The following is a 25173-nucleotide window of genomic DNA, read 5'->3' as shown; positions in this document are numbered from 1 at the left end:
TCATCTATTTTAACTTCCAGATAAATGAAAAATTCAATTAACTATAGAAATTAAGATTTTTAGGATAATTAATATAGATTAGTTTTCTTATTCAAGCAAATCATAAACATAGGACTGAGTTGTTTGTGTAATAGTTCTTAAAAAAAATATTATAAACGTAAAATACAAGTATCTTGACAGATTGGACACATTTAAGATACTAAAAATATAGAGTCCATTTGCTGAGACTGTAAAGTTCAGGCAGATGAAGCAGTCGTAAGACTGAAAATTACAAAGGAAATAATTATGCCCTCACAAGGTACTGGCGCTCAAATTGACCCGCGTTCGCTTAAGCCTTCTATTGACCTCGCTACAGTCATAGAGTTGCTTGCTGAAGCTATTCTTCCCAGCAGTAATAAGGCAAATACTAATCAGCTAAACCCTAGAGGGATGCAGTTGTTTGAATTTGATGAAAAGCAAAATAAACGCCTGAGAATAAGTACTTCAGCCGTTATGTATCGGCTATTTGCACAACCTAAATTTAAAGAAACTTTGAAACCTGCTCCTGGCGGTGGGTTTATTCAAAACTTATCGATGCCAGCATACGGTAATAGATCGCGCGTTGGCGGCTGTTTGAGTGATGGCAATGCAACAAAGTTACCTGGTGCAATAGACAGATTAATGGCTGCTATTGACCAAGCACTGAATACTGCTGTGCCTTCCGAGAGCTTATTATCCACATTGCTGTTAGATGACCCTGATAAGCAACTCAAACAGCTTGCTAAAAAAGCAGATACGTCTTTCCAAAATATACCCAATACTGCCAACCTCGTACATCTAGCATTTCAAGCTGGAGATACTAAAGATAACAAGTCTGTGGCGACGGTTATTTGTGCAAGCGAACGAGTTGAAAATACTGATTATTTTGAGCAAATGTGCTGTGCTGCCGCAGAATATTTAGAAAACGAACTTGACAACGATGAAGATGATGTTAATTCATCGATCGCAACTTTGAAAGAAGAAAAAAATCGATATGATAGTCAAATCCAGCGTTTTTTAAATTTCATAGACGACGAAGCATTGTCACGAGTCCGATTGACAATTAGCTTTCGGATTATGGAAGCGATCGCAGAAAATGCCCGCTCCAGTAATGACCCAGATTACCAACTTTTAGTAGAGTATGTCAATCGAATACTCACTCTAGTTGAATCTGCTAAAGAAAAAGGCTATACAGTTGATTTAACGACTCATTTCGGTAGTGCAGTTGAATTCGACTTGGCAGATGAACTTAGCAAAGCGACCTTTTATTATTGTCTAGCTGTTTGGCCTGAGTGGAAAACTCAAATTTTCGAGCAAAAGACTAAAAATCAAGTAGAGCGTGAAGTAAGTTATCGTTTTCGAGTCAATGGGCAAAATCCAGAATTAGGCAAACCTGCTTTTGAAGTACGACTCGACCAAATTAGAGAATATTTACTGAGTAATGATGAATCTTCCTTACAAAAACCTTGGGAAATTTGTCGTCGTTTAGCTCAACTGATCTTTTTGGCAGTCGTCGTTCCCAAAAAGGACGAGGAATCGCTAACTAAAGAATCACTAACAGATGTGGTGAATCAACTCCTAGCAAATTTTAAATCGCAGGGTACAGAAGCTATTCGCCATACTTTAGAAGAATTACAGGAACGCTCTGAGTCAATGAAGTCAATAGCCAAGGCTCTGATGAAAGTACTGCGCGACAGGAGCCAGAAAGTTGTATCTCAAGTTCAGGATCGCTCCTCACAACAATTCATCTGTGTAAAAAGCAGCATCATTAATTGGGATCGCTTAGAAGGTGCAACATTAGGTGTAAGAAAGTTGCTTGTAGAGCCACAAGAAAATTCTAGCGAAAAAGTTGAATGGTTCAAACATATTGAAATTTGTGAGCAACCAGCAACATCAGGACTTCTATTTTCGGTTAAGATTACTGCCGAACTTTCGGAATATGACTTAAAAACTAAAGATACATTTAGTCAATTGCGGGCAAAGCGTTTATTACCGCAGAAACTCCTCCAAGTTTGTTGGGTTCCTCGTTCTTGGGAGAAGAAAGACGGTCAATGGACTTATGAGCTATCTACAAATGCTTCTCAATTTGCTGGGTGGGCATTATCAGCCGCAATCATAATGGAATATGATGTTAAAACGGTGAAGCGGCAACCAGATACAAAAGGCTCTGAGGAAAAAAAGCAGTATCATGCAGCCGCCGTTACTGCTTTTGCTGTGCTAGTTTACTGCTGTTTGTGGCGTATCATTAGACGATTGCAACAACGCGATCAGGAGAAATCGGTTGATTTTACAACCTTAATACTGCGGTTGCAAGAAAAGGGGAAAGAACTAGATGATAACAATGATGAGAAGGAGAAGAGCGGCGATGCTTACGTTTACGCAGCCGCCCAAACCTTAGAAGCCATACTAGGTGAAGATACTCCGATCCGAATGCAGGGACTTATTTTAGATAATCTGATGAAACAACCTAAAAAAACGCAAGATTTTATTAAATCTGGTACTTTTAAAGCGTTTTTAAGTGCATTTCCACTTTGCATTAGTAGCCCAGATTCTCATTCAGCCCCCAAGATTGGTTTAATTTCATACGCCAGCCGTCCCTGTAACGAGGGAAATTTTCCCAATGATAGTGAAAAGGCTTATCTTTTTCTCACTCAAAGTTATATTGCTACAGCCGTTAGTGAACCGTTTATCGGTTATGAACTGAAAAGAGAACGGATGCAGTCTGATGTGCTTGATTCTCTAGAACAACTGAAAACGCAACGCCTAGTTCAAGAAGAAATTCGTAACCTTAGAGCTAAAGGATGTCAGCACATTATTTTATTAGCTCATGCCTATGGCGATCGCCGTCTTAATAGAGCCGCAGATTACAATTCTTCTTTAATACCTACAGAATTTTTAGAAGAAGTCTTTCAAACGTTTCCTGATATCAACATTTACCCAATGGTGCGGGATGTATTTCCAGCTACACGCTTGCGCGAACGAGGTTACAGTGAAGCAGCATTTGAAATTTTGCAAGCTGGAGATCATTCAGATTTTCAGCGCTCCGTTAGGGCAGACTACTTTCGTAATTTAATTCCGGTTTATACTTTTGCCACACTTTATGCTATTCAAGCAGAAGAGCGCTTACAATCTGGTTTCTGCATTTATTTCTTAGTATCGGATGGAAAAGTTAGCAATATTAACTGGACTGAACGCGCTCGTCAGCATTTGATTAATCCTGATTCAGACTCTCGCATTCATCCTTGCTTACTAGCTGTACTACGGGGCTTGCATTTTATTGAAGCTGAACGAGGTGTGTACAGAAGTCAACTTAGTTCAGTACTAGATCCATTTAGTTGGATATCGCCTAATACAGTTGAAGAAGCTGGCGAAGTCAAAGTTCTTCATACCCGTCGCAAAGGACAGGTATTACTTAATTATCGCGCTGTACTTACCCACGTTTCTCAAGTTCTACACAGGAAGTAATGGAATCATCCTTTCTACAACAAGCCTCTATTTGGGGGCAAGTATTTGAAATTGCTGTTAAACGCGGTGTTTTACAACAGTTGATTCACAGAAACTTACTGTTGAACGATCATCCTGTTTTTCAGCTTTGGCAATCTCACAAAAATGCAGATATCTCTCACCAATTGGTGAAAGCATTCAAAATAACAGATCCCAATCACAAAGAATGGGTAGAGACAATGCTGCGTCATCTGCTGGTACTTGGCTATGGTTTAGGTTGGACAACAATGCGTGAATGTCTCCACCACAGTCAAATTAGGCAAGCTAAACTAGAAGCAATTTGGTGCCCGTTGACACTACCAGGTCAGCAAATGCAACGGGATGAAGAAAAAGAAGAGACAGCAAAAGCATTTCAAGAAGCTTTCAAACTACCAGGAAAGCCAGACGAGAACTTGGTCAAGCGTGGACAACCAGCCAGAGCCGATTTTATTTTATGGCTGTCCAACGAATCTAGCTCCCACAGAAACACAGAGGAAGAAGAAGTAATAACCTCTAAAGACTTGAAAATTGCCTTCTCCCACCCAAAAGATATAAAACGCAAAAAAATTGAGAACTTAATTATCTGCCTGGAATTTTCGTATAATGCACCCCTCAAATTTGCAGATTTTCAAAAAGAAGCCCCTCATAGAGAAGAAATGAGTCGCTATGCCCGTTACATGGAGTCGCGGGGGGTCTTCTCTAGAGTTTGTGCAGAGGTTGAAGGTGAAGAATTTTCACTCTCTAAAAGGCTAGAAAATTTTCTTTCAGCATTTAGCGGTCAAGATAAACCATTATTTAAGCTCTGTCAGGCATCATCTTATACCGATCGCCTGATTCATGTGTTACACGTGCATAAGCGATTAGAAGGAAGTTGTCATGCTAGAGCGATCGCTGTCACATCCAATGGTATGGAAAGTCTTGCTGCTCAATTCTGGGGTGTGGAACCAGAACCAGATACTAGAGCCAAGTTAATGAAATCATTGGGAAAAGCATATTGCAATGCTAAACATTCAAAAGATGATGATGTACCACTGGATCTAGATGCAGAAATTCGTTTGGTGTTCACAAAGCTAGTGCGATCGTTACCGTCTGCTTTTAAAGAACAATCACAACATCTAGCTGAAAAGCCAACTTTAGGTCAATACTCTCACTTTCTCTTTCAGGAGAATGTGACGGAGTTTTACAACCCAATGGGTGAAATTAGCAAGGCTGAGGCGATCGCATCTATTGAAGACAACGACGCATTACTTGAGTTCTTTGGAGGCAACCCTGTTACACGAATTGCCGATTGTATCAATGAAATCAATCCCGATAAGGAAACAATTCCTCTGCGACAAGTACACGAGGCAGCAGTATTTGCTGGTATAACTTCTGCTCAAGTCGGTAAAATTAACGTCCTAGCTTTGGAAGGGAATCCAGGTATTGGTAAAACTACTGCTGTGATGAAATTTCTCAAACAGCAGTCTCAAGGTTTCTTATTTTTGTATCTCAGTCCGCGAGTTGTAATTAATCGAGATGTTACCGACAAACTTGCTAGAGACAACAATTGTCCCAGTGGGATATTAACCATCACCAGCAATAAAAATTTGATTGATGCAGCTCCCGAATGGTATAAAAAACAGGTTCAGCAAAACAATTTTCCATCTCACAGTATCGATAGTGCTGTTGTTGTTGATGGTATTGGAAACCTCACACGTCCCGTTGGCAGTATCTTCTTCCTAACCCCAGAGCAAGAACTTGACATTGATTGCAATATAGTCGGCTCGACTAGGTTTAAACGTCGTCTCAACGAAAGAGATTACAGCATAGAATCTCTTTACAGTCCTGGTGTATTGGGTACGATAGCAAAGTCAGCCCGCAAATTGCTAGAAGCCAACCCGCAGCTTAATCAACTAGTGATGACTGCTGCTATTCAAGGTTATCGGACGCTCAACAATCAATCAACCACAGTTAATGCCTTCAACAACTTATTTCTAAAAAAAGCCGATACTCAAGCTGGAAAGAATGAACGTTCAGCATTTGCAGCGCGAATTCCCACTATAGTTGTCATGGTAGATGAACTCGCTGGTGATGGTGCAGGAGCGCCCTTTGTCCGCAAGTTAGCAGAATGGTTGGAACAGCAATTTATTAAACCGTTTGATACAAATCAATCGCCGTTTAAAATTGTGCTGATTCTGGCTGATGCCTCACTCAGCAATGAAGTTGTGTTGGATAGCTTTTTGAACTCAGGCGATCGCGCTCCTGATAAAGTTCTAATAAGTCAAAGTCGAGGTGAAGCACCGTTCCGGGTGACAGGCACTCATACAAAAATTGGCCCCAAAAGACACCCAACGCTACACGTCATGACAAATAGCTATCCCGCTAGTAAACTCAGTATTGATTACAGTATTAGGCTGTCACCCATTAAACCAGGTCAAAACAGCGACGGCACGGAGCAGACAATTAGACAAGCAATTCGAGAAAAATCAGAAGAGGAATCGCTAACAAATGCCTACTTAGAAATTAAGAATGGGTTACAACAGGGAGCAGAGCAGTTAATTTTCTTTGCTCAGGATAAAGCTTTTCTACGTCAGTTGCAGGAAAAATTGACCACTGGTAAAGAAGCTCTGGTAAACAGAGAACAGGTGGAGGTTTTGGATCAAAGTGTATCACCCGATCGGCGATTGAAATTAGTCAAGCCGCCACGACGAGATGAAGTTCGAGTTTTTCTCATGACTTCTTCAGGTGCAAGAGGTGTTTCTTTCCCGAAAACAGATTGGATTATAGCTGCAATTCCCCGATTTAATATCGAAGCCGCTTTAATGGAAGTCGCACAATTAATTTACCGGGGTCGAGGAATGTATATAGATCCAGAAACCGGAATGGAAGTTTCTGGAGATAACAAAGCAAGACGGTTAGTTATGCTAATCAATGATTTCATTATTGAAAGAGAAGATATTGACCCCAAAAGACTATGGTTGCGTCAATCCAGCGATTTATTGACTTTATTGGTAATGTTGCGCTCTACAATTCACACCCGCATTAAAGGTGATGCAGGACTTAATAAAAACCGAATTGCATTTGTCCCAGTTGGTTCTGTTGGCGATGAGGAATTGCTGCGTTTAATGTCTGATGATGTCTTAGATTTCTTGCGTGAAGCCAAAATTTTTATCAGCGACAGTCATCCTCAAGAAGCAAAAGCAATTGTCAAAAGGGCGGAATTGTTAACTGCAAACATCTTTAAACATTTTGACTTGAGAGGTCAATCATTAGAAAAAAATGCCAAGTCCTATGCAAATTATCAAACTTTACAAGCTTTGGTAAAAACTGTTTCTAGGATTTCGAGCCGATTATTACCAACTTTAGATAATGACGAGCTACACATACCAGATAATCTAACTTGTATAGGCCCTTTCTGGATAGAAGATTGGAGCGATCGCCAAACTGAAGAAATATTTAGCTTTGAAGCATGGAAAGCTGATGTTAAACAAAATAGCAGTCGTCTTTTAGGATCGCTAAAAGAAATTGCCGAAAGCAAGAAGTTCAAATTTCCCTCAAAACTCAAACGTCCTGCAAACGAACTGTATAAACTATTGAGTCGAGAACAAGAGGGATTTGTTATTGAATCTTCCACACGTCAAGCATTAAAAACTAAAAACATAGTTATTGGCTTACCTCTAGACTATCCCCATTTCTGGGATGAACAATCAGAAGATGATACTCGCCAACAGGTATTAGAAGATCCGCAAGCTTGGAGAAGTGCGCTAGGACGTTCTCTAACTCCTCAAGGCTTAATCGTACCCGTGGTAGCTCACTATCGAACATTTCCTTGGGTAGCTGTGGCAGGTAGACGGATTTTTACACAACTAGAAACAGTTTTTAGCGATCGCTATTTTATGGCATCCAGCGAATTGAATCTTCTCAATACGATCCTACTTGAAGATGAAGCAGAGAACAAATAGTTAATGTAAAACAGCAAATGCCACTAAATACTAAGTCTGCTTGAAGAGATAGGATCTATATACAAAAGTAAAATTTTAGGAGTAAACCTCTGTCTTTACAAGCCATTACCGTTCCCACAGCGACTTCTCAACCCCCAGCAGGCTTAATTGTAACTTTGCATGGTTGGGGAGCCAATGCTCAGGATGTAGCATCTTTGTTACCATTACTCAACTTACCCGATTACCAATTTGTATTGCCCAATGCACCTTATCCTTATCCCTATTCCCCGATAGGGAGGGCGTGGTATGACCTGCGGGGGGAAAATATGTATCAAGGGTTGCCAGAAAGTCGGCAACTGTTAACAGATTTCTTGGAATCTTTAGAAAGTACCACTGGCATACCTTTGTCACGTACCATTTTGAGTGGATTTTCTCAAGGTGGAGCCATGACTTTAGATGTCGGCTCAAAATTGCCTTTAGCAGGTTTAGTTGTCATGAGCGGGTATTTACATCCTGACGCGCTAACGGCAGCTAAAAGTCGGATTTCGCCGACTTTAATCACTCACGGTAAATATGATGAAGTTGTGCCCCTGCAAGCTGCTTTGAAGGCACGAGAAACTCTCAAGTCTCTAGGAGTGGCAGTAGAATACCACGAATTTGATATGGGGCATGAAATAGATCCAAAAACGTTAGAGGTGCTACGAAATTTCGTTGTAAATACAATTGCTTAGTCAGGATTACGAATTTTTTATAAATTCTAGTACAAATTCTGACAATTTTCACGAACTTAATGACTTCTAATGAGTAATATATATTGGGTGGCTGCGTTCAGCGCAACTTAACCCATGCTGAAGGCGAGTGCTGCATAAGGGAGGGGCAAGTATTATGACAACTCTAAGCATTTCCCAAAAAGAAATTGCTGCCATGAGTGCAGTAGAAGTAGAAGAACTAGCTACACGTCTGGAACTGGATAATTATAGTAATGCTTTTGAGGGTTTAAATGATTGGCATCTATTGCGAGCGATCGCATTTCAGCGTCCAGAGTTAGTTGAACCCTATATTTACCTCTTAGACTTGGAACCCTATGATGAAGCTTAGTTGAGAGTTAGGAATTAGGAGTTAAGAATTAGAATTTATAACTATTTAGTACTAATTTTTGAACGACTCACTCCTAACTTTTTACCATGACTAATCCAAAATTGAACAGGGTTCTGATTGGTGTAGGTGGCGGTATCGCCGCCTACAAAATCTGTGAATTGGTTTCGACGCTGTTTAAAACTGGGGTAGAGGTTCGAGTTATCCTCACCCGTTCAGCGCAAAAATTTATCACCCCTCTGACAATATCCACCCTATCTCGTCATCCCGCCTATACAGATGATGATTTCTGGCAACCAACTCACTCTCGTCCGTTGCATATTGAGTTGGGTGAATGGGCAGATATTATGGTAATTGCCCCTTTGACAGCTAATACATTAGCAAAATTAGCCTACGGGATGGCTGATAATTTACTCACAAATACCGTACTGGCTTCTACTTGTCCCGTGCTGTTAGCACCCGCGATGAATACTGATATGTGGGAACAGCTATCGGTGCAACGTAATTGGCAACAGTTATTGACAGATAGCCGATATCATGGGATGAATACAGGATCAGGATTATTAGCTTGCGATCGCATCGGTGCTGGTAGATTAGCAGAACCTCCAGAAATATTCGCTCACATCCAATCGTTGTTACACACTCAAGGCAAACGAGATTTAGCTGGTAAACGAGTCTTAATTAGCGCTGGGGGAACGCGAGAGTATCTTGACCCAGTGAGGTTTATTGGCAATCCTTCCACAGGTAAAATGGGATTAGCGCTATCGCAAGCCGCATTTCACCGAGGCGCAAACGTCACCTTGGTACATGGCCCAGCTAATTGGGATGTACCATTGGGAGTACAAGCAATTCCTGTTGTTAGTGCCGAGCAAATGCAGCACGTGATGGTAGAATGTTTACCCAACGCTGATATCATTGTTATGTCAGCAGCCGTTGCAGATGTGAAGCCACGAGATTATAGTACAGAAAAATTACCCAAGCGATCGCTCCCCCAAGCCTTACCTTTGGAACCCGTACCAGATATAGTCGCCCAATTAGCACAACACAAACAGCCGCATCAAAAATTAATTGGTTTTGCTGCACAAACTGGGAATATTGTCAAACCTGCATTAGAGAAATTACAGAATAAAAAACTTGATGTCATTGTTGCAAATCCCATAGATCAACCTGATAGTGGTTTTGGGAGTGATAATAATCAAGCGATATTTTTAGATAATCAAGGAAATCAGGTAGAAATTGCACCTTGTTCTAAATTAGAAATGGCGAATCAATTATTTGATTTTCTCACGTCTGAATTTTAAATTTTAAATTTTGCCAAAATGTAGAGACGTTGCATTGCAACGTTTCTTTTAAACCCATCCTAAAAAACTTTCTCTGCAACGCCAAAAAATTAAACAGTCCTGTTTTTGACGAGAGAGTTAACTTTAGGCTTCTGATAACCCTTTTATGAACTCACTGTATTGCTGCTCAGAGAGTAAGGCATTAACCGCAGAGGAATCGCTAAACTTGATTTTTGCCAACCAGCCTTCACCATAGGCGTCTTGATTGATTAGTTCGGGGTCATCAACAACTGCCTGGTTGACCTCTACAAGCTCTCCTGCTATGGGACTATAGAAGTCTATTACTCCCTTACCGGCTTCAATATTACCGATTATAGTATTCTGGCCAATCAATGTGCCAACCTCTGGCAACTCTACTCCTGCAATCTCATTAAGGTTATTGCTTGCATACTGAGTAAAGCCCACTGTAGCAATGTTGCCATCAACTCGAACCCATGTATGATTATTGCTATATTTCAGGTCGCTCATGAACAAATTTTTCCTTATAAACTCAAATAAAAGCATTATTAGATACTGATATTAGAATGTCAATATATTTCCAAAGTCTGGAACCTATGAAACAACTAGCAACCGAGTCACCATCCACCTGGCGTTTGATTCCAATGCTTCAGACATCAGGTGGAGTGCAAATGGCGATCGATGCTTGGTTGTTCAACCAATTTGAAAAGGGACAGCACCCGCCTACCTTGCGTTTTTATACCTGGCATCCCCACGCCCTCTCCTTGGGACATCTGCAAAAACAATGGCCTGCCCAGTGGCATAATTTGATTTATCAGGGACAGCCACTCGATCTAGTTCGTCGTCCAACAGGAGGTAGAGCTGTTCTCCACCAAGGAAACTTGACCTACTCTGTGATTACCTCAGCTAGTAGTGGAAAAAGCTGGAGTACTTATGAAAAAATCTGTAATTTTTTGATCCAAGGCTGGCAAACCTTGGGTATTGAGTTAAATTATGGTTCTGCTGGACGGGGTTACATTCACAATCCCAGTTGTTTCAACACAGCAACAGCAGCCGACTTGGTTACTGCCGATGGAAGTAAATTTATTGGTAGCGCCCAACGCAAAGGAAGAAATACGATTCTTCAACACGGCTCGATGATTTTGTCTACAGACAAAGGTTTATTTCAGGAAATCTTTGAACAACCGGCTCCGTGGAATATCTCACTTTGCAATACACAGGAACAGGATGACTGGATTGCAAAGATTGTGGAGACATTGACAGAGACGGCAAAACAATACTTTGGTATAGAACTAGTTAGCCAACCATTTACCGATCTGGAATGGGAAGATATCCTCAAATTGCGATCGCTTTATGAAGTGCGCTCCCCAATTCCAAAACTAGAAGTGATGTAAAAATACTGTGATTGACATAGAGATATCAAGCAGCAATTGGGAAAGGAAACTACTACCTTGAATTGGGTATAACCCGTATGCTCTATGGCTTTAAGTCACTTTCCTAGATTTTACAATATAAGTAAGACATAAAAATAACGCTTCAATTATATGAAAATCCTCTCATCAGAGCTAGTGCATTTGGGATTTGGCAAATATGTGCGTTCTGACCAAGTGACAGCAGTTATACCAATAGAAGAGGAGCGAGGCCCAGGGCGACGAACCTTTGTTCACGTTCAAGGGCAAACCGATCCAATTATCGCCTCTCGCGCTGAAGATACCATCGTGCGTGATTTAGTACAGGAACCACACGAAGTTACCCAAGCCCGTCAGCAGCAGGAAATTCTTCAAGATTTATTGGTTAATTTAGCTAATGTTAATTCAACTGTGCGTCGAATTAACCGTGATGAAGGCAGTTTGGATCTTGATTTGTTAGAACGACGAATTAAGCAAGTGCTGGAAAATTAATTGCAGAAATCAGCAAACTAAATAACGGAGAAAGATATTGCTGAATACCATTACAGACCAAGTTTCAGTATCAGATACACAAACAAGATCGCCAAGGTTGTGGATACCTGAACGGGTACTGTTTACACCTGCTGCCCTAGATGAGGATTGGGGGCAGCAGATTCTTAAACGTGTGCAGTCACTCAACTTACCAATAGAAGAACTATCACAGAATCGTCTGAAGGGTCTGCGCGGTGAGTCTGAGCGGGATACTTACAACATCGCCAAGCGTACCTTAGCGGTGGTTACTGCACCACCCAGTTCTTTTAAACTGAGTCCCATCCCACCTTCTGCGGATTGGCAGTTTCACCTTGCCGAAGGTTGTCCGGCTCACTGTCAATACTGCTACCTAGCAGGTAGCTTGTCGGGGCCACCTGTCATCCGAGCTTTTGCCAACTTACCGCAGATATTAGAGAACTTAGCGAACTACGAGCAACAGGGTAAAAACACAAGTTTTGAAGTTAGCTGTTACACAGATCCATTGGGTATTGAGCATTTAACCGGAAGTCTTGCTGAATGTATCCGTTACTTTGGCACTCGTCCTAATGCACATCTACGTTGGGTATCGAAGTTTGATGCTGTGGATGGATTACTCGACTTACCACACAATGGGAATACTCGCTGTCGGATGAGTGTTAATGCTGCACCGATTTCTGGTAAGTTTGAAGGTGGCACGGCATCCGTAGCATCTAGGCTGAATGCGTTGCGACGGTTGGCGTTACCACAAAAGCGTGGTGGTGGCGGTTATCCAGTAGGCTTGGTTATTGCGCCAATTATGCCGATAGAAGATTGGCAGATGCACTATAGTCGTTTGTTTGAGCAGATAAACGAGGCACTAGATTTTGATTGTAACCTTACCTTTGAGTTAATCTCCCATCGGTTCACACCTGGGTCAAAAGAAGTGTTGCAAACTTGGTATCCACAATCAAAATTAGAGATGGATGAGGCAAAACGCAGTGTCAAGCGTAATAAGTTTGGTGGGACGAAGTACGTTTACGAGAAAGACATAATGAAGGCGTTGCGTAGCTTTTTTGAGAGTGAGATTAGTAGGCGCTTTCCAAATGCTGAAATTCTTTATTGGACTTAAAAGACCACTTTGAGCAAATTAATTATTGAGTAAAAGAAGAGAGCGATTGATATATTATGCGATCGCTCTTTTTTCCGGTTGCTCAGGTGCATTAGGCTAAAGCCGTAACACATTGCTCCCCAACCTACAATTTTTTTACAACATTTTAGCCTTGACACGCCACTACAGTACTTAATTTTGTTCAAAAATCAAATAATGGTTTCATGTTGTGCATTCGGAAAATCCAGGTATTGCTGAAACTGCTCTACTTGTGCTTGAAATGTTGAGATTTTTTCTTGTATGAGCATGAAGCGTGAAAAAATTACTTTGTTTGGAAGGCTCTACTTGATTGAATAGCTACCTATCCAATTATAAAACAAGCGATGCCTACGGCGGTAAACTACGCACTTTGATTGCTTCTGTAACAGTAATAATCAAACATCCGCCTCCAGTTGACTGCAAAAGACAGCAGGTATCTATTCTATTGTCATATTCCTGCAGCTGCTACACTAATTATGGAAGACATAAAACAAGTAATAATTCAGATAACTAGCGGTACTACCGAGCAAACCTGAGTCAGGTTATTCCTACAAAAAAACTATGAAAGCTGAAGCAGAAAACCATCTCAGGCTGACTTGTGAAGTAGAAACTACCCTAAAGGTGATTGGCGGACGCTGGAAGGTTTTGATTATTAGAGAATTAATGACTGGCGTCAAACGATTTGGCGAACTGCAACGGGCTTTACCTGGAGTTACGCAAAAAATGCTAACTCAGCAACTCAGAGAAATGGAGGTAGACGGTATTATTCATCGAGAAGTTTATCCCCAAATTCCACCCAAGGTAGAATATTCTCTAACGCCTTTAGGAGAAACTTTGCAACCAATTCTCTATGCTATGCATGAATGGGCTGTGCAACATTTAGCTCGCACAAATCACCATTAATATTGAGAATATCGCAATTATATTTTTTTTGCCCTCCACTGATAAGGGACTTCCAAGTAAAAAAATATTCCATAGCAGAGGGACAAGGAAGAAAGAAGTTTAGTTGAGTAGACAAATTGGATAATTTATTTTTTGGAGTTCCCTAAAATCAGACCCCCGACTTCTTCAAGAAGTCGGGGGTCTTTTTGTTCGTAACTCATTTAGAATTGCTACAAGTAATAAATAATAATGCTATTTTATAATTTTAGCTAGCAGATTTTTCCGAATTACGATTTTATTCATTGTTTCTTAAATATTCAATCGCTGCCTCTAATTTTGAAGGATAACTTTCAGCAAACCTTTCAAACCAAAGTCCTTCTGACGAAAGTGGATCTACTTTGGCTAACCATTCTTTTGCTTCCACTTTCAAAGCCTCTAGTTGTTTGGCTTTGAGTTGTTCTTGTCGAATTCGTTCTTGTTCTAATTCTTGCTGTCTTTTTAACTCAATAGCAGCATCCTCTTCGGCAAAATCAGCCTGAACTTCTGCCAAAAGATTATCCATGAAAGATGCCGACTTTGGCGATGATGGAATAAAGGGTTTGGCTGTGGCTGATTTTGACTGCTGTTGTGGTTGTACTTCTTTGTATTCGGTTTGGAGTTCGGCTAATAGCTTATCAATGGAATCCATTTTGGCAATTCCTATAAATATTATGGTTAATCATTAATGGCATTGAGTAGTACTTCCGATAGACTCAAATCTTCCATATCTTCCATAGTAATTGTGTCACAGATATCAAACTTAGCACCAGCACTTTGAAGTTCATCATCTAAGACTTTCAGAAAGCGGGTAGCTTGTTGATCTGTACCAACTTGAATGAAGGAAATGGCTAATTCTTCATCTCTATCGATGCGGCGAGAAGCTTCGATAATCACTCTCATTACTGCTTTGCGATCGTCCGGTTCACCATCAGTAACCACTAAAATTGTTTCACCATTTGGCTTGGTTTTACCTGCTGCTTTGCGTTGTAAATAATCATCAGTTGCGTGTTTTAACACACCTGCTAAGTCAGTTGTACCAGAGGGATCGTTCTCTCGAAAAATTTGTGATACCTTGCTGGATGTGACGTTTTCGTATCGCTTGAATTTACCAGAAAATACATAGATAGTGATGCCATCAGGGTCAAATTGCTCACACTTACTAGCTAAAGCTAAAGTAGATTCCTGGGCTGCAACCCATCTAGTTCTACCACCCTTTTGATCTTGGGTTGCCATGCTACCGCTTTTGTCGATAATCAAGGTATAGTCACGATTTTCTAGCATTATTCAATTCTCCATATAAGAGTTATTGGACTTTGGGCTGATATATGCATTAGTCAGTTATTGCGTTCGTCAATACATCTACAAGGCTCATTTCTTCTAAATCGTCTAAAGTAACCGTGTCACAAATATCAAATTTAGCGCCAACACTTTGCAACTGGTCATCCAAAGCTTTGAGGAACTTAGTTGCTTGGGCATCTGAACCTACTTGAATAATCGAAATTCCTAATTCTTCATCACGTTCCATTTGGCGAGTAGCATGAATGATCACTTCAAACACAGCCTTGCGATCGTCTGGTTCACCATCGGTGATGACTAAAATTGTCTCTCCATTTGGCTTGGTTTTACCGGCTGCTTTGCGTTGAAAGTAGTTATTGAGGGCATCCTGGAGTACACCTGCTAAGTTTGTCGTTCCAGAAGGGTCATTTTCGAGAAATATTTGGGCGACTTTGGCTGAGGTGACATCATCGTAGCGTTTAAATCTACCAGAAAAAACGTAAACGGTGATGCCATCAGGGTCAAATTGTTCGGCCTTTCTGGCCAAAGCGAGTGTAGACTCTTGGGCGATTTCCCATCTACTTCTACCACCTACTTGGTCAGGTGTAGACATACTACCGCTTTTATCAATGATTAATGTATAGTCGCGATCGCTCATCATAATCTTCCTCTGATTATTACCCTGTGGTTCTAGTCTAGTCCACGAATTTAACGATACCGTAAGTATTTTAAGGTTTCGTATCAATTATGCTACTTAAAAAAGCTGCGCCACAGTTGATGAATGCGTTGGCGTAGCCCACCGCAGGCATCGCCTAACCTAACCTAATCTCTTTGTTTTTGCAGAGAACAAAATCTTCTCATACCATTTTGCAATTATATGTAGTATTTCTTCCCCTGCCTCCCCTGCTTCCCCTGCTCAAGAACAGCCTGTCAAAACTAATATTTTTGAACGCAACTTGGTATCAGTCGTCATCACCCCTTATCCCCAATCGCTTGTTGCAGCTGTAGTTAGCCTGGGAATAATAAATACTACTCATGCTAACAAACACGGAGCTAAACAAAAGCTGTTTAGCTCAATTTTAGAGATAAATTCGGGTATGAACCATCCTAAATTTTTAGATAACCCCGCGCCAAAACAAAACACGCAGCAGCAAAACTTCTCTTTGACATTTCTGCATCAGATGATCAACAGCATATCTGACCCAATTTTTGTCAAAGACCGTCAACATCGCTGGGTATTACTTAACGATGCCTGCTGTGATTTCGTTGGTCATAGCCGAGAACAATTAATTGGCAAGTCAGACTATGATTTTTTTCCGCAAGTAGAAGCTGATATGTTCCGGGAAAAAGATGAACTGGTTTTTACCACAAATATTATTAATGAAAACCAGGATCTTTTTACCGATGCTCAGGGTATAACCTATCTCATTTCTACAAAAAAGTCTTGCTTTGAGGATGAGACTGGTAATAAATTTCTTGTGGGTAGTATTAGGTACATCATTTTACAGAATGAAGCCGGAATTCCGGGTGTGGCTGGCAAAGTTACTGACACTACCGATTTTATAAAAACCTTCGAGGCACTTCAGGAAACCGTGGAAGAACTTCAGGTAGTTGAAGAAGAACTGCGCCAACAAAGCGAAGAACTAGCGATCGCTCATAAAACGGCTCAATTAGAGCGTCGGCGTTACCAGGATTTATTTGATCTCGCCCCAGATGCTTACTTAGTGACTGATGTAGCTGGCATTATCAAAGAGGCTAACTATATAAGCGGAGCCTTACTATCTGTGAGACAAAATTATCTCATAGGTAAACCATTCATCCTGTTTATCGCTGAACCAGATCACCAAACCTTCATAACCAAACTGGCAAATTTGCAGCAGGTGCAGGATTGGGAAGTCAATCTAAAGTTACGAGGAGGTACAGTTTTTCCTGCTAGTATCAAGATGGTTGCTATGTATGATTCAGAGGGTCAACGGATTGGCTGGCGTTGGTTGCTGCGCGACATCAGCGAACAGCAAGCCACATTGCGCGATGTCTACGACGAGCTTCGCTTACGCCAGCAAGCAGAGAAAGACCTACACCGGATGAATGCTGTACTGCAAGCTCAACAAGAAGCTTCTATCGACGGAATATTGATTATTGATGAAAATCTTACAGTTACATCATTTAATCAAAAATTTTCCCAGTTATGGCAAATTCCTACGGCACTGATTCAAGCAGGGAGCGATCGCCAACTTGTGGCATGGGTACTAGACAAACTAGTAAATCCAGACGAATTTGTGGCTAAGGTGGAGTATCTTTACCAGCATCCAGAGCAATGTAGCCGTGATGAAATTTTCCTTAAGTCTGGAAAGATTTTTGAGCGCTATTCTGCACCCGTGCGTAAACACCAAGGATCTGATGGTGAAACATCACCTTTAGGAGACTACTACGGTAGGATTTGGTATTATCGCGACATTACTGAATACAAGCAAGCAGAGGCAGAACTCAGGGCTTCAAAGCAAAGACTGGCGTTGCTGATTGAACAAACACCTTTAGCCATTATTGAATGGAATACCAACGTTGAGATTCAGACATGGAATCGGGCAGCAGAAAGAATCTTTGGGTACACCGCAGAGGAAATGCTAGGGAAACATTTTGATATCGTAATACCTGAAAACATCAAAAAACAAGTAAATGAAATTATCACTGCCCTGTTAACACAACGAGGAGGAAGTTTTACTGTTAACGAGAACGTCACTAAAGATGGTAGGACGATGGTCTGTGAGTGGTATAACAACTCGTTAGTGGCTCCTGATGGGCAGGTGATTGGCGTTGCCTCAATGGTGTTAGACATCACAGAACGCAAACGAGCTGAAGAGGAACAGCAAAAATTTGTCGCGTTGGTGGAAAACAGCAGTGACTTTATTGGCATTTCTTCAATGGAAGGGCAAGTTCTCTATGTAAACCCTGCCGGACTCAAGATGGTGGGACTTAGTAGCTTGGAAGCAGCTAAAACCAAGGCGATAGTTGATTTTCATTCACCAGAAGCTTTTGCAGAGTTTCAGCAACAAATTATTCCTTTGATGTCTCAACATGGTTTCTGGCAAGGTGAGTTTCGCTATAGGCATTTTCAAACGAGCATAGAAATTCCCACTGATTGCAACCTGTTCATGGTTAAACATTCTCAAACAGGAGTGCCTTTCTGTCGAGTAGCTGTTGTTAGGGATATTACAGAACGTAAACAAGCCAAGGAAGCCCTGCTAAAGTCGGAAGCGCAACTACGACAACAAGCTGAAGAACTTAAAGTTGCACTCCGCGAACTTCAAAACACCCAAACTCACTTAATTCAAAGTGAAAAAATGTCCAGTTTGGGTCAACTAGTTGCAGGAGTGGCACACGAAATCAACAACCCGGTCAATTTTATTTATGGCAACCTCAACCCTGCCAAACAATACACCCAAGATTTACTTTCACTTTTACAACTCTACCAAAATCATTATCCTGAACCTGTGCTAGAAATCGAGGATTTTGTAGAACGAATAGAACTTGATTTTTTGAAATCAGATTTGCCACAAATAATCAACTCAATGAAAGTTGGGGCAGACCGCATTCGAGAAATTGTGCTTTCCCTGCGAACGTTTTCACGCTTGGATGAAGCCGAAATGAAAGCTGTTGATATTCATGAGGGAATCGACAGTACTCTGATGATTTTGCAAAGCCGCCTCAAGGGTAATAACCAACGCCCGACAATTGAAATAATCAAAGAATACAATCAGCTACCGCTAGTTGAATGTTACGCAGGGCAGCTAAATCAAGTATTCATGAATATTTTGTCAAATGCGATCGATGCTTTGGAAGAGTCATTCGTCATTTGTCCTATCCTTTGGGAAAACGCCCGTAGAGTAGAGCAAATGACTTCCCCGCAAATTCGCATTTGCAGCCAACTACAGGAGCCAAATCAGGTAACAATTAGAATTGCCGACAATGGCTTGGGAATAACAGAAGATGTTAAGCAACAACTATTTAACCCCTTCTTTACCACCAAGCCCATCGGCAAAGGTACGGGGATGGGACTTGCCATCAGCTATCAGATAATTACCCAAAGACATGGCGGTTCCTTAGAATGTATTTCACAGCCAGGACAAGGTGCTGAGTTTGTGATTAAGATTCCCTTGAGCCAGGATATGCCAGCATAATTCGTAATTGATAATGACGCTCTTTACGAGACGCTGCGCCTAGCTTGCTTTAGTAATTACGAATTACGAACTTGTACTGCCCTTCGACTTACCTCGACTTCGCTCGGCACAAGTCGCTCAGGAACCGCGTAGCTGTTGGCGCAGCCTCTCGTAGAGAAGTATTACGAATTAGTAATTATCTAAATACCTCCACTTCTTCAGGAACCTTTATTTGGTCAAGAATTCCCCAAATTTCCTGTAACATCGGCTCTAACCCAGTGCGAGTAACTGCTGAAATCACAAAAACCGGGGCGTAAGAGAGATGATTAAGTCTGGTAGCTAACGCCTCTAAATCCACAGTTTCCCGATCAACTGCATCAATTTTATTCAGCGCCAAAATTTGCGGACGTTCTGCTAAACCTTGTCCGTAAGCTTGTAATTCTTCCTTAATTATGTTATAATCTCTAACCACATCATCACTTGTGGCATCAATTAAGTGAAGTAGCACCCGCGTGCGCTCAATATGCCGCAAAAAATCATGCCCCAACCCAGCCCCATCAGATGCTCCCGCAATTAGTCCGGGAATGTCGGCAAAAACAGTACCATCGCCAGTCGGTTTCCGCACTACACCCAAATTTGGGATGAGGGTAGTAAAGGGGTAGTCTGCAATTTTTGGACGTGCTGCTGATAAAGATGAAATTAGAGTGGATTTACCAGCATTTGGTAAGCCAATAATTCCCACTTCTGCCAAAAGTTTTAACTCCAGGCGCAGCTGCTTTATTTCTCCTGGTAATCCTGGGAGGGCATATTCTGGAGCGCGGTTACGGTTACTCAAGAAATGTTGATTTCCTAGTCCGCCTTTACCACCTTGGGCAATCAGTAAAGTCTGGTTAGGCTCAATTAAATCCCCCAGCAATTCACCAGTTTCAGCATCATAAATGGTTGTACCGCAGGGGACTTCGATAATTAAATCCTTTCCTGCTGCTCCAGTGCAGTTCTTTGGCCCACCACGAGCCCCTTTTTCTGCCTGAAAGCGATGGTTGTATCTGAAGTCCAACAAGGTTTGTAGGTTTTCATCGGCAACGAAAAATACCGACCCACCTCTTCCGCCATTACCACCAGAGGGGCCACCAGTCGGCACGTATTTCTCTCGCCGGAAGGCGACAATACCATCGCCGCCCTTACCAGCTTCAACTTCAATTTTTGCTTGGTCGATAAATTGCATACTTAAATAATAGTGAAAAGTGAGGAGTTAGGAATTTAGGAGTTAAAAATTATAACTCCTCACTCTTCACTTTAACTAAATATATGGTGAAACATCTTCACCGCATTTATCTGCCAGATAAGAGAGGGCACGAAAACGTAAGCCCACCAGTTGCTCATACAAGGGGTTAATTTTACACATCGGTGGGATGTGGACAATCTTTCGTCCAAATAAGGTGACATCCCGCTCAAAGGGACACTGGGAGGGAATCATTTTACACAAAAAGCGGGCTACTCTTGGGTCTTGGATATCTAGCCTATCCAGCCAGTCACGCAGGGGGTGTAGTGCATCAATTTGACGCTTTGTAAGCCCAGTGGTGGCGAGCGTGGGCGCAAGCTGTGGGTATTCTAGAGTGTGACGAAGGGCTTCTAGTAACTGCTCTGGCTGTTCTAAGGCTTGGCAGAACTGATGCAGAACTTGATCTTCACTGGGAGAATAAGTACCATCTGCGATCGCTACCATTATCGCTGTTCTTAAGAAATTTTCCGCAGCTGGTGTACCTTTACCCAATACTGCGGCTAATTCTTCTGGCGTAATTACCTCTAGTGAATCGAATTTAATCTTGGGAGCTAATTCATTTTCGGTGATACTGGCAATTAATTCCTGTTCTTGCTCGTCAAAATTACCATCTGCCCAAGCAATGGTGAGCAGTCCACGCAACCAAGCAGCAATCTGTTCGCTGCTGTAGGGGGATTGAACGGTACTTGTCATAAACTCACGTCTCAAGCTTTCCTCAGTCACTACTACGCTATCCTACTCAGTAGACTTCTTGGTAAAAGTCGGGAAAAGGGGGAAAGATTTGTTATTTTCCCTTTCCCCTGGTTGGTGAGCTTGCCGAACCATAACCTTTACCCTTTTCCCCCAAGAGTGCAAAAAGCACTTTTGCCAAGAGGTCTAGTGACTATGAAGATAGTGGGGGCAACACAGAAAAAGAAATCAGAGAAGTTTTCAAATTGCAATAGTCGGTCTTAAGGTAAAATCTATTTGTACCGTTATTGAGAATTTTTATACTTAAAGTGAATTTGATTGGAGTATCTCAAATATTCATCAGGTTGAAGGCTGTAATTTGCGCTACAGAGTGATGGAGTTTTCTAAGTATGCGATGCCAGATAAATATCGCTGACGCTTTTCTCTAATGAATTGTTTAGTGATGTTACTTTGTTCTTTGTGGGATTGCGATCGCTTGGCATTAGTAAAATTAGGTTAACTCTAAAAAAAATAAGGTATATATAATGTTTTTCTTTGGCATTGAACATGAAGTCGCTTTCTTGAACAATGAGGGAAAGTTTGCTGATTTTTCACACACAAAATTTGCTGATTTCAATCAAATTATTGAAAGGCTACCTACATACCCCAGTGACTATCCTCAACTCCGCGTTGGCGATGCGGGTATTAAGATGAAGAGATGGTACATTGAGGGATTTGAAAGATTTGCGGATTCTGATGAAGTGATAGATTGTCATGTTAAGGGTATTGAAATTAGAACAACTATCCATTCTAATATTCAAGGCGCTATTAATGAATTATCAGAAAGTTTTGACTTGCTACGCAAGGTTGCTGCTGACTTTGGCTTATCACCAGTTTTAGTTAGTTTTAATCCATACAATCTAGCTTTTGAACCTCAACCCCCATTAAACGATTATGAAATCAAACAACTAGAGGCTTATCCTGACGAACAAACTGCTAATATTCACATGGTCTCTTACGGGCCAGATTTAAATATTTCAGTGGCAGATTTGTCAACTGAAGATGTAATTGATATTGGCAGAAAATTAACTTATTATAGTCCCTATATAGTTCCTTTTAGTTATAGTTCTCCTTTTTATAAAGGAGCTTTATGGGATGGTTTATCTGTACGAACATTTATCAGAACCGGAAAAAGACCAGCAGCCTTAGTTTTTGTTCAAAAACAGGAAAAACTAATTGATAGCACACCTTCTTTAACAAAAATTGCCCGCATTCCGGCTGAAGTGGGACGCATTGAATTTAAAGCTTGTGATAGTTGTGATGATTTTTCAATCTATGCGGCTTTGCTGACATTATTAAAAGGTTTGGTATTAGATAAAACCTTGTTGGGTAGAGCAACTGTACCCGATGCAGCATTACACCAACTTTCGGCAAAAGAAGCATTTGACAACGAAGATATTTTTGCGAATGCGACAAAAGTCTTGCAAGCAGCCGAAATTGCTTTAGGAGACGATCCAGATGTTCATTATTTGACACCATTAAAAGTGCTACTGGCAAAGCGAAAAACAAGATCCCATGAATTAATACAAATGTTCCATCATTTAAGCTCAATAGAAGAAGTAATAAGGCAGACTTATCAAGTTTAAAGAAAATATTTATTTTTCCTCATTAAGAAAGTGAGTAAAGAGGATATTTATATAACCTGATACTTTACAAATATGCTCTAAGGTGCATAGTGATTAAATTTCTGGGAATTGGATAAAGTTGAGCTAACTGAACATAAATAATAGAGCCATCAATCTGCTAAAATTAGATTAAGTCGATATACCTAGAGGCTGATTTTATTACAACTAAAGATGTAGAAAACTTCATTCTAGAGATTGATGCAGACGTTAGGGTTTTGAAAGTAAAAGTATAAACAGGGAGCCTGAAAAGAAGAATTTAAATTTGAAATGTAATGATTTTGCTCAAGAGTTGAGGTGGTATTTACTTATTATCCCTTACTAATTCTATTCAGAAATACAAAGAGCAAAGACAATTTCTTCATCAGGTTCGTTTTTCAAGAACTTTTAGATAGAAGCGGAGCTTACCAGTTTTATTATTTATTGCTGAAATTGCTAAAAAAGGTATATGCTTCGCTCTTTGGGTGAAAGTTCTGCGTTGTTAAAGCTGTTATCGAGGATATCCAATGAAGATTATTGCTTCTGTTTTATCTATTTTCCGTCCAGTACGTTTTCTAGTTGTAGGTTTTACTTGTGCGTTAGTATTATTCTCTAATGCTTTTCCTGCTTTTGCGATCGATAGCTACCAAAGTGAGCCTACCGAAGCTACAACACAACTGCTTGACATTCAGGCTAAAACTGACGAAGCCGCTAAAGAACCACCACTAGGATTGAGAAAGACTCAAAAGGAAGCTAACGAAGGACTTAATGAGGTTCAGGGAGCTGCTGATATTGACAAGCAGAAGCGCCCTGAAAATTCAGAAGGTGCAACCTCTGTGGAAGAAAATATAAAGAATGTGTTGGAGAAAGTTACAGGTAAGTAACTAAAATAATAGTTCTGGTAATTTTTTGATAGTAATGGGTGATTGCATAAAAGCAGTCGCCCATTACTAATTATTAATGTTAAGTCAGTAACTTAAATTAATTAAGTATTAAAAATATGTTCACCTGAGCATTATTAGCAAACTGCGTTTAGATATAGGACTCATCTTTGATTTCTGAAAAAATTCAGTACAACTCAAGGAGCCTTCTTCCCTCTTGCCTCTTGCCTATTGCCTCCTACACAAATAAGTTTAGAAATCAAATCTGATTGCTATAGTTTTGATTAACTATTCTTATATTTAAGATTTTTATGTTTGTAGCTTAAAAAACAATAAAGTTCGCTAATTACTAGATTCTTAGCTTAATACTAGCTATTTAAGACATCAGCAGTTCTGTAGGTTGGATTGAGGAACTAAACCCAACATTTTCATAGCTTTGTTGGGTTGCGCTTTGCTCACCCAACCTACAATTTTTCTTAAATGAACCGTATTGACTTAATATTTAAGATTTTTATGTTTCTAGCTAAAAAACAATAAAGTTCGCTGATTACTAGAATTTTGACTTAATACTACCTATTAAGGCATAGGCATAATTCTGAATTCACTAGTTAATTTCAGCTTAGAATGTTTCCTTTGGTTGATGTGGAATCTGTCTGAAATTTGAGAAGTTAATAGATAAGTTTGCTTAGGGATGGAAAACAATGCGTTCGATAAACATTGGTTTGACCGAAGAACAGCGTCAAGGTGTAATTAATCTGTTGAATCAAGATTTGGCAGATGCCTATCTACTGTTGGTGAAAACCAAAAAGTATCACTGGGATGTCGTTGGCCCTCAGTTCCGCTCTTTGCATCAGCTTTGGGAAGAACACTATGAAAAGCTGACCCTAAATATTGATGCCTTGGCAGAGCGGATTCGGGCTTTGGGTGGTTATCCAGTTGGTACATTGGAAGGATTTCTGAAGATTGCTACCCTCAAGGAACATGCTGGTAATGTGCCCACAGCAACGGGGATGGTAGCTAATTTAGTGGACGATCACGAGCAGGTTATTCGTAACCTAAGAGATCATGTAGATCAGTCTGGCGAGCAATTCCACGATCAAGGAACTGCTGACTTTCTGACTGGACTTATGGAAGAGCATGAGGAAATGGCTTGGATGCTGCGTTCGTTTATTGAAGGGGAAGCACTGGGCCCAGATGGTAGACAGCCAGCAGCAGGGGCTAAGACTCCCGTAGGTGTATAGCTGATAACGTCTGAGTTGAGAATGACTATCTGTGAAACCCGTTAAAAGTAGGAATCAACCCTGCTTTTAACTGGTGCGAAAAAAATAATCTGCCTGCATCTACCTCTTCATGATGCCAATTTTGGATTTTGGATTTTGGAATTGAAAATTGGTTCATACCCGTCTCCCCAACTTGAGGCGACTGCCGTCAAATGGGGAGACTCGCCCATGCGGCTGGCTTCTTTGTA

The 25173-nt window shown here is 40.8% G+C and carries 19 protein-coding genes; 13 read left to right on the top strand and 6 right to left on the bottom strand.

The window, feature by feature from the left end; all coding sequences use genetic code 11:
• Positions 1 to 285 precede the first annotated feature (285 nt).
• The 5 genes from RMX98_RS19390 (at position 286) to coaBC (ending at position 9817) form a co-directional block, all read left to right on the top strand.
• Positions 286 to 3483 (top strand): hypothetical protein, encoded by a 3198-nt coding sequence (locus RMX98_RS19390; RefSeq protein WP_322675968.1) that lies wholly within the window; start codon positions 286 to 288, stop codon positions 3481 to 3483.
• Complete coding sequence (locus RMX98_RS19385; protein ID WP_322675969.1) at positions 3483 to 7442, top strand: helicase-related protein; 3960 nt, start codon at positions 3483 to 3485, stop codon at positions 7440 to 7442. The genes RMX98_RS19390 and RMX98_RS19385 overlap by 1 nt, the downstream gene beginning before the upstream one ends.
• A 104-nt stretch (positions 7443 to 7546) precedes the next feature.
• Entirely contained in the window at positions 7547 to 8152 is a 606-nt protein-coding gene (locus RMX98_RS19380) for an alpha/beta hydrolase (RefSeq protein ID WP_409880842.1), read from the top strand.
• Between the two features lie 154 nt (positions 8153 to 8306).
• A complete protein-coding gene (locus RMX98_RS19375) occupies positions 8307 to 8519 on the top strand; it encodes a DUF2555 domain-containing protein (protein ID WP_094351471.1) in 213 nt (70 codons plus the stop codon).
• A gap of 86 nt (positions 8520 to 8605) precedes the next feature.
• Positions 8606 to 9817, top strand: a complete 1212-nt coding sequence (gene coaBC, locus RMX98_RS19370; RefSeq protein ID WP_322675970.1) for a bifunctional phosphopantothenoylcysteine decarboxylase/phosphopantothenate--cysteine ligase CoaBC — start codon at positions 8606 to 8608, stop codon at positions 9815 to 9817.
• Positions 9818 to 9940: 123 nt separating this feature from the next.
• On the opposite strand, the gene gcvH is transcribed toward coaBC, so the two are convergent.
• Complete coding sequence (gene gcvH, locus RMX98_RS19365; RefSeq protein ID WP_322675971.1) at positions 9941 to 10324, bottom strand: glycine cleavage system protein GcvH; 384 nt, start codon at positions 10322 to 10324, stop codon at positions 9941 to 9943.
• 86 nt (positions 10325 to 10410) lie between these two features.
• On the opposite strand from gcvH, the gene RMX98_RS19360 reads away from it, so the two are divergent.
• The 4 genes from RMX98_RS19360 (at position 10411) to RMX98_RS19345 (ending at position 13762) form a co-directional block, all read left to right on the top strand.
• Complete coding sequence (locus RMX98_RS19360) at positions 10411 to 11208, top strand: biotin/lipoate A/B protein ligase family protein (protein ID WP_322675972.1); 798 nt, start codon at positions 10411 to 10413, stop codon at positions 11206 to 11208.
• A 150-nt stretch (positions 11209 to 11358) separates the two neighbouring features.
• The gene (locus RMX98_RS19355; protein WP_322675973.1) at positions 11359 to 11715 is read left to right on the top strand and encodes a hypothetical protein; all 357 of its coding nucleotides are present in this window, start codon (positions 11359 to 11361) and stop codon (positions 11713 to 11715) included.
• Positions 11716 to 11818: 103 nt separating this feature from the next.
• On the top strand, positions 11819 to 12841 hold the full coding sequence (locus RMX98_RS19350) for a spore photoproduct lyase family protein (RefSeq protein ID WP_322676000.1): 1023 nt from the start codon (positions 11819 to 11821) through the stop codon (positions 12839 to 12841).
• A 579-nt stretch (positions 12842 to 13420) separates the two neighbouring features.
• Positions 13421 to 13762 carry a helix-turn-helix domain-containing protein gene (locus RMX98_RS19345; RefSeq protein WP_322675974.1) on the top strand — a complete coding sequence of 114 codons (342 nt, stop codon included), beginning with the start codon at positions 13421 to 13423 and terminating at the stop codon, positions 13760 to 13762.
• A 274-nt stretch (positions 13763 to 14036) separates the two neighbouring features.
• Here RMX98_RS19345 and RMX98_RS19340 read toward each other — a convergent pair whose 3' ends face one another.
• The 3 genes from RMX98_RS19340 to RMX98_RS19330 are packed head-to-tail and all read right to left on the bottom strand — an operon-like array spanning position 14037 to position 15716.
• A complete protein-coding gene (locus RMX98_RS19340; protein WP_322675975.1) occupies positions 14037 to 14429 on the bottom strand; it encodes a salt stress protein, Slr1339 family in 393 nt (130 codons plus the stop codon).
• Between the two features lie 26 nt (positions 14430 to 14455).
• Positions 14456 to 15061, bottom strand: a complete 606-nt coding sequence (locus RMX98_RS19335) for a VWA domain-containing protein (RefSeq protein WP_322675976.1) — start codon at positions 15059 to 15061, stop codon at positions 14456 to 14458.
• 49 nt (positions 15062 to 15110) lie between these two features.
• Positions 15111 to 15716, bottom strand: coding sequence for a vWA domain-containing protein (locus RMX98_RS19330; RefSeq protein WP_104910068.1), 606 nt, complete (start codon positions 15714 to 15716; stop codon positions 15111 to 15113).
• A 436-nt stretch (positions 15717 to 16152) separates the two neighbouring features.
• Between RMX98_RS19330 and RMX98_RS19325 the strand changes: the two genes are divergently transcribed.
• A complete protein-coding gene (locus tag RMX98_RS19325) occupies positions 16153 to 19233 on the top strand; it encodes a PAS domain S-box protein (protein WP_322675977.1) in 3081 nt (1026 codons plus the stop codon).
• Between the two features lie 175 nt (positions 19234 to 19408).
• Here RMX98_RS19325 and obgE read toward each other — a convergent pair whose 3' ends face one another.
• Both obgE and RMX98_RS19315 read right to left on the bottom strand, forming a co-directional pair.
• Entirely contained in the window at positions 19409 to 20437 is a 1029-nt protein-coding gene (gene obgE, locus RMX98_RS19320) for a GTPase ObgE (protein WP_322675978.1), read from the bottom strand.
• A gap of 75 nt (positions 20438 to 20512) precedes the next feature.
• Entirely contained in the window at positions 20513 to 21187 is a 675-nt protein-coding gene (locus RMX98_RS19315; RefSeq protein ID WP_322675979.1) for a Mo-dependent nitrogenase C-terminal domain-containing protein, read from the bottom strand.
• Between the two features lie 521 nt (positions 21188 to 21708).
• Between RMX98_RS19315 and RMX98_RS19310 the strand changes: the two genes are divergently transcribed.
• From RMX98_RS19310 to RMX98_RS19300, 3 genes are all read left to right on the top strand, one after another.
• Positions 21709 to 22809 (top strand): glutamate-cysteine ligase family protein, encoded by a 1101-nt coding sequence (locus RMX98_RS19310; protein WP_322675980.1) that lies wholly within the window; start codon positions 21709 to 21711, stop codon positions 22807 to 22809.
• Positions 22810 to 23351: 542 nt separating this feature from the next.
• On the top strand, positions 23352 to 23708 hold the full coding sequence (locus RMX98_RS19305) for a hypothetical protein (RefSeq protein WP_322675981.1): 357 nt from the start codon (positions 23352 to 23354) through the stop codon (positions 23706 to 23708).
• 698 nt (positions 23709 to 24406) lie between these two features.
• Positions 24407 to 24946, top strand: coding sequence for a Dps family protein (locus RMX98_RS19300; protein ID WP_322675982.1), 540 nt, complete (start codon positions 24407 to 24409; stop codon positions 24944 to 24946).
• Positions 24947 to 25173: the final 227 nt, after the last annotated feature.

Origin of the sequence: Nostoc sp. DedQUE02, from assembly GCF_034531035.1 — a bacterium.
Taxonomy (GTDB): Bacteria; Cyanobacteriota; Cyanobacteriia; order Cyanobacteriales; family Nostocaceae; genus Nostoc.
This window is presented reverse-complemented; position numbering and strand designations above follow the sequence as displayed.

Excerpts from the sequence above, each read along its gene's own strand:
- RMX98_RS19390 (WP_322675968.1), top strand. The coding sequence starts at position 286 with ATGCCCTCACAAGGTACTGGCGCTCAAATTGACCCGCGTTCGCTTAAG.
- RMX98_RS19385 (WP_322675969.1), top strand. The coding sequence starts at position 3,483 with ATGGAATCATCCTTTCTACAACAAGCCTCTATTTGGGGGCAAGTATTT.
- RMX98_RS19375 (WP_094351471.1), top strand. The coding sequence starts at position 8,307 with ATGACAACTCTAAGCATTTCCCAAAAAGAAATTGCTGCCATGAGTGCA.
- coaBC (WP_322675970.1), top strand. The coding sequence starts at position 8,606 with ATGACTAATCCAAAATTGAACAGGGTTCTGATTGGTGTAGGTGGCGGT.
- gcvH (WP_322675971.1), bottom strand. The coding sequence starts at position 10,324 with ATGAGCGACCTGAAATATAGCAATAATCATACATGGGTTCGAGTTGAT.
- RMX98_RS19360 (WP_322675972.1), top strand. The coding sequence starts at position 10,411 with ATGAAACAACTAGCAACCGAGTCACCATCCACCTGGCGTTTGATTCCA.
- RMX98_RS19355 (WP_322675973.1), top strand. The coding sequence starts at position 11,359 with ATGAAAATCCTCTCATCAGAGCTAGTGCATTTGGGATTTGGCAAATAT.
- RMX98_RS19345 (WP_322675974.1), top strand. The coding sequence starts at position 13,421 with ATGAAAGCTGAAGCAGAAAACCATCTCAGGCTGACTTGTGAAGTAGAA.
- RMX98_RS19340 (WP_322675975.1), bottom strand. The coding sequence starts at position 14,429 with ATGGATTCCATTGATAAGCTATTAGCCGAACTCCAAACCGAATACAAA.
- RMX98_RS19335 (WP_322675976.1), bottom strand. The coding sequence starts at position 15,061 with ATGCTAGAAAATCGTGACTATACCTTGATTATCGACAAAAGCGGTAGC.
- RMX98_RS19330 (WP_104910068.1), bottom strand. The coding sequence starts at position 15,716 with ATGATGAGCGATCGCGACTATACATTAATCATTGATAAAAGCGGTAGT.
- RMX98_RS19325 (WP_322675977.1), top strand. The coding sequence starts at position 16,153 with ATGAACCATCCTAAATTTTTAGATAACCCCGCGCCAAAACAAAACACG.
- obgE (WP_322675978.1), bottom strand. The coding sequence starts at position 20,437 with ATGCAATTTATCGACCAAGCAAAAATTGAAGTTGAAGCTGGTAAGGGC.
- RMX98_RS19315 (WP_322675979.1), bottom strand. The coding sequence starts at position 21,187 with ATGACAAGTACCGTTCAATCCCCCTACAGCAGCGAACAGATTGCTGCT.
- RMX98_RS19310 (WP_322675980.1), top strand. The coding sequence starts at position 21,709 with ATGTTTTTCTTTGGCATTGAACATGAAGTCGCTTTCTTGAACAATGAG.
- RMX98_RS19305 (WP_322675981.1), top strand. The coding sequence starts at position 23,352 with ATGAAGATTATTGCTTCTGTTTTATCTATTTTCCGTCCAGTACGTTTT.
- RMX98_RS19300 (WP_322675982.1), top strand. The coding sequence starts at position 24,407 with ATGCGTTCGATAAACATTGGTTTGACCGAAGAACAGCGTCAAGGTGTA.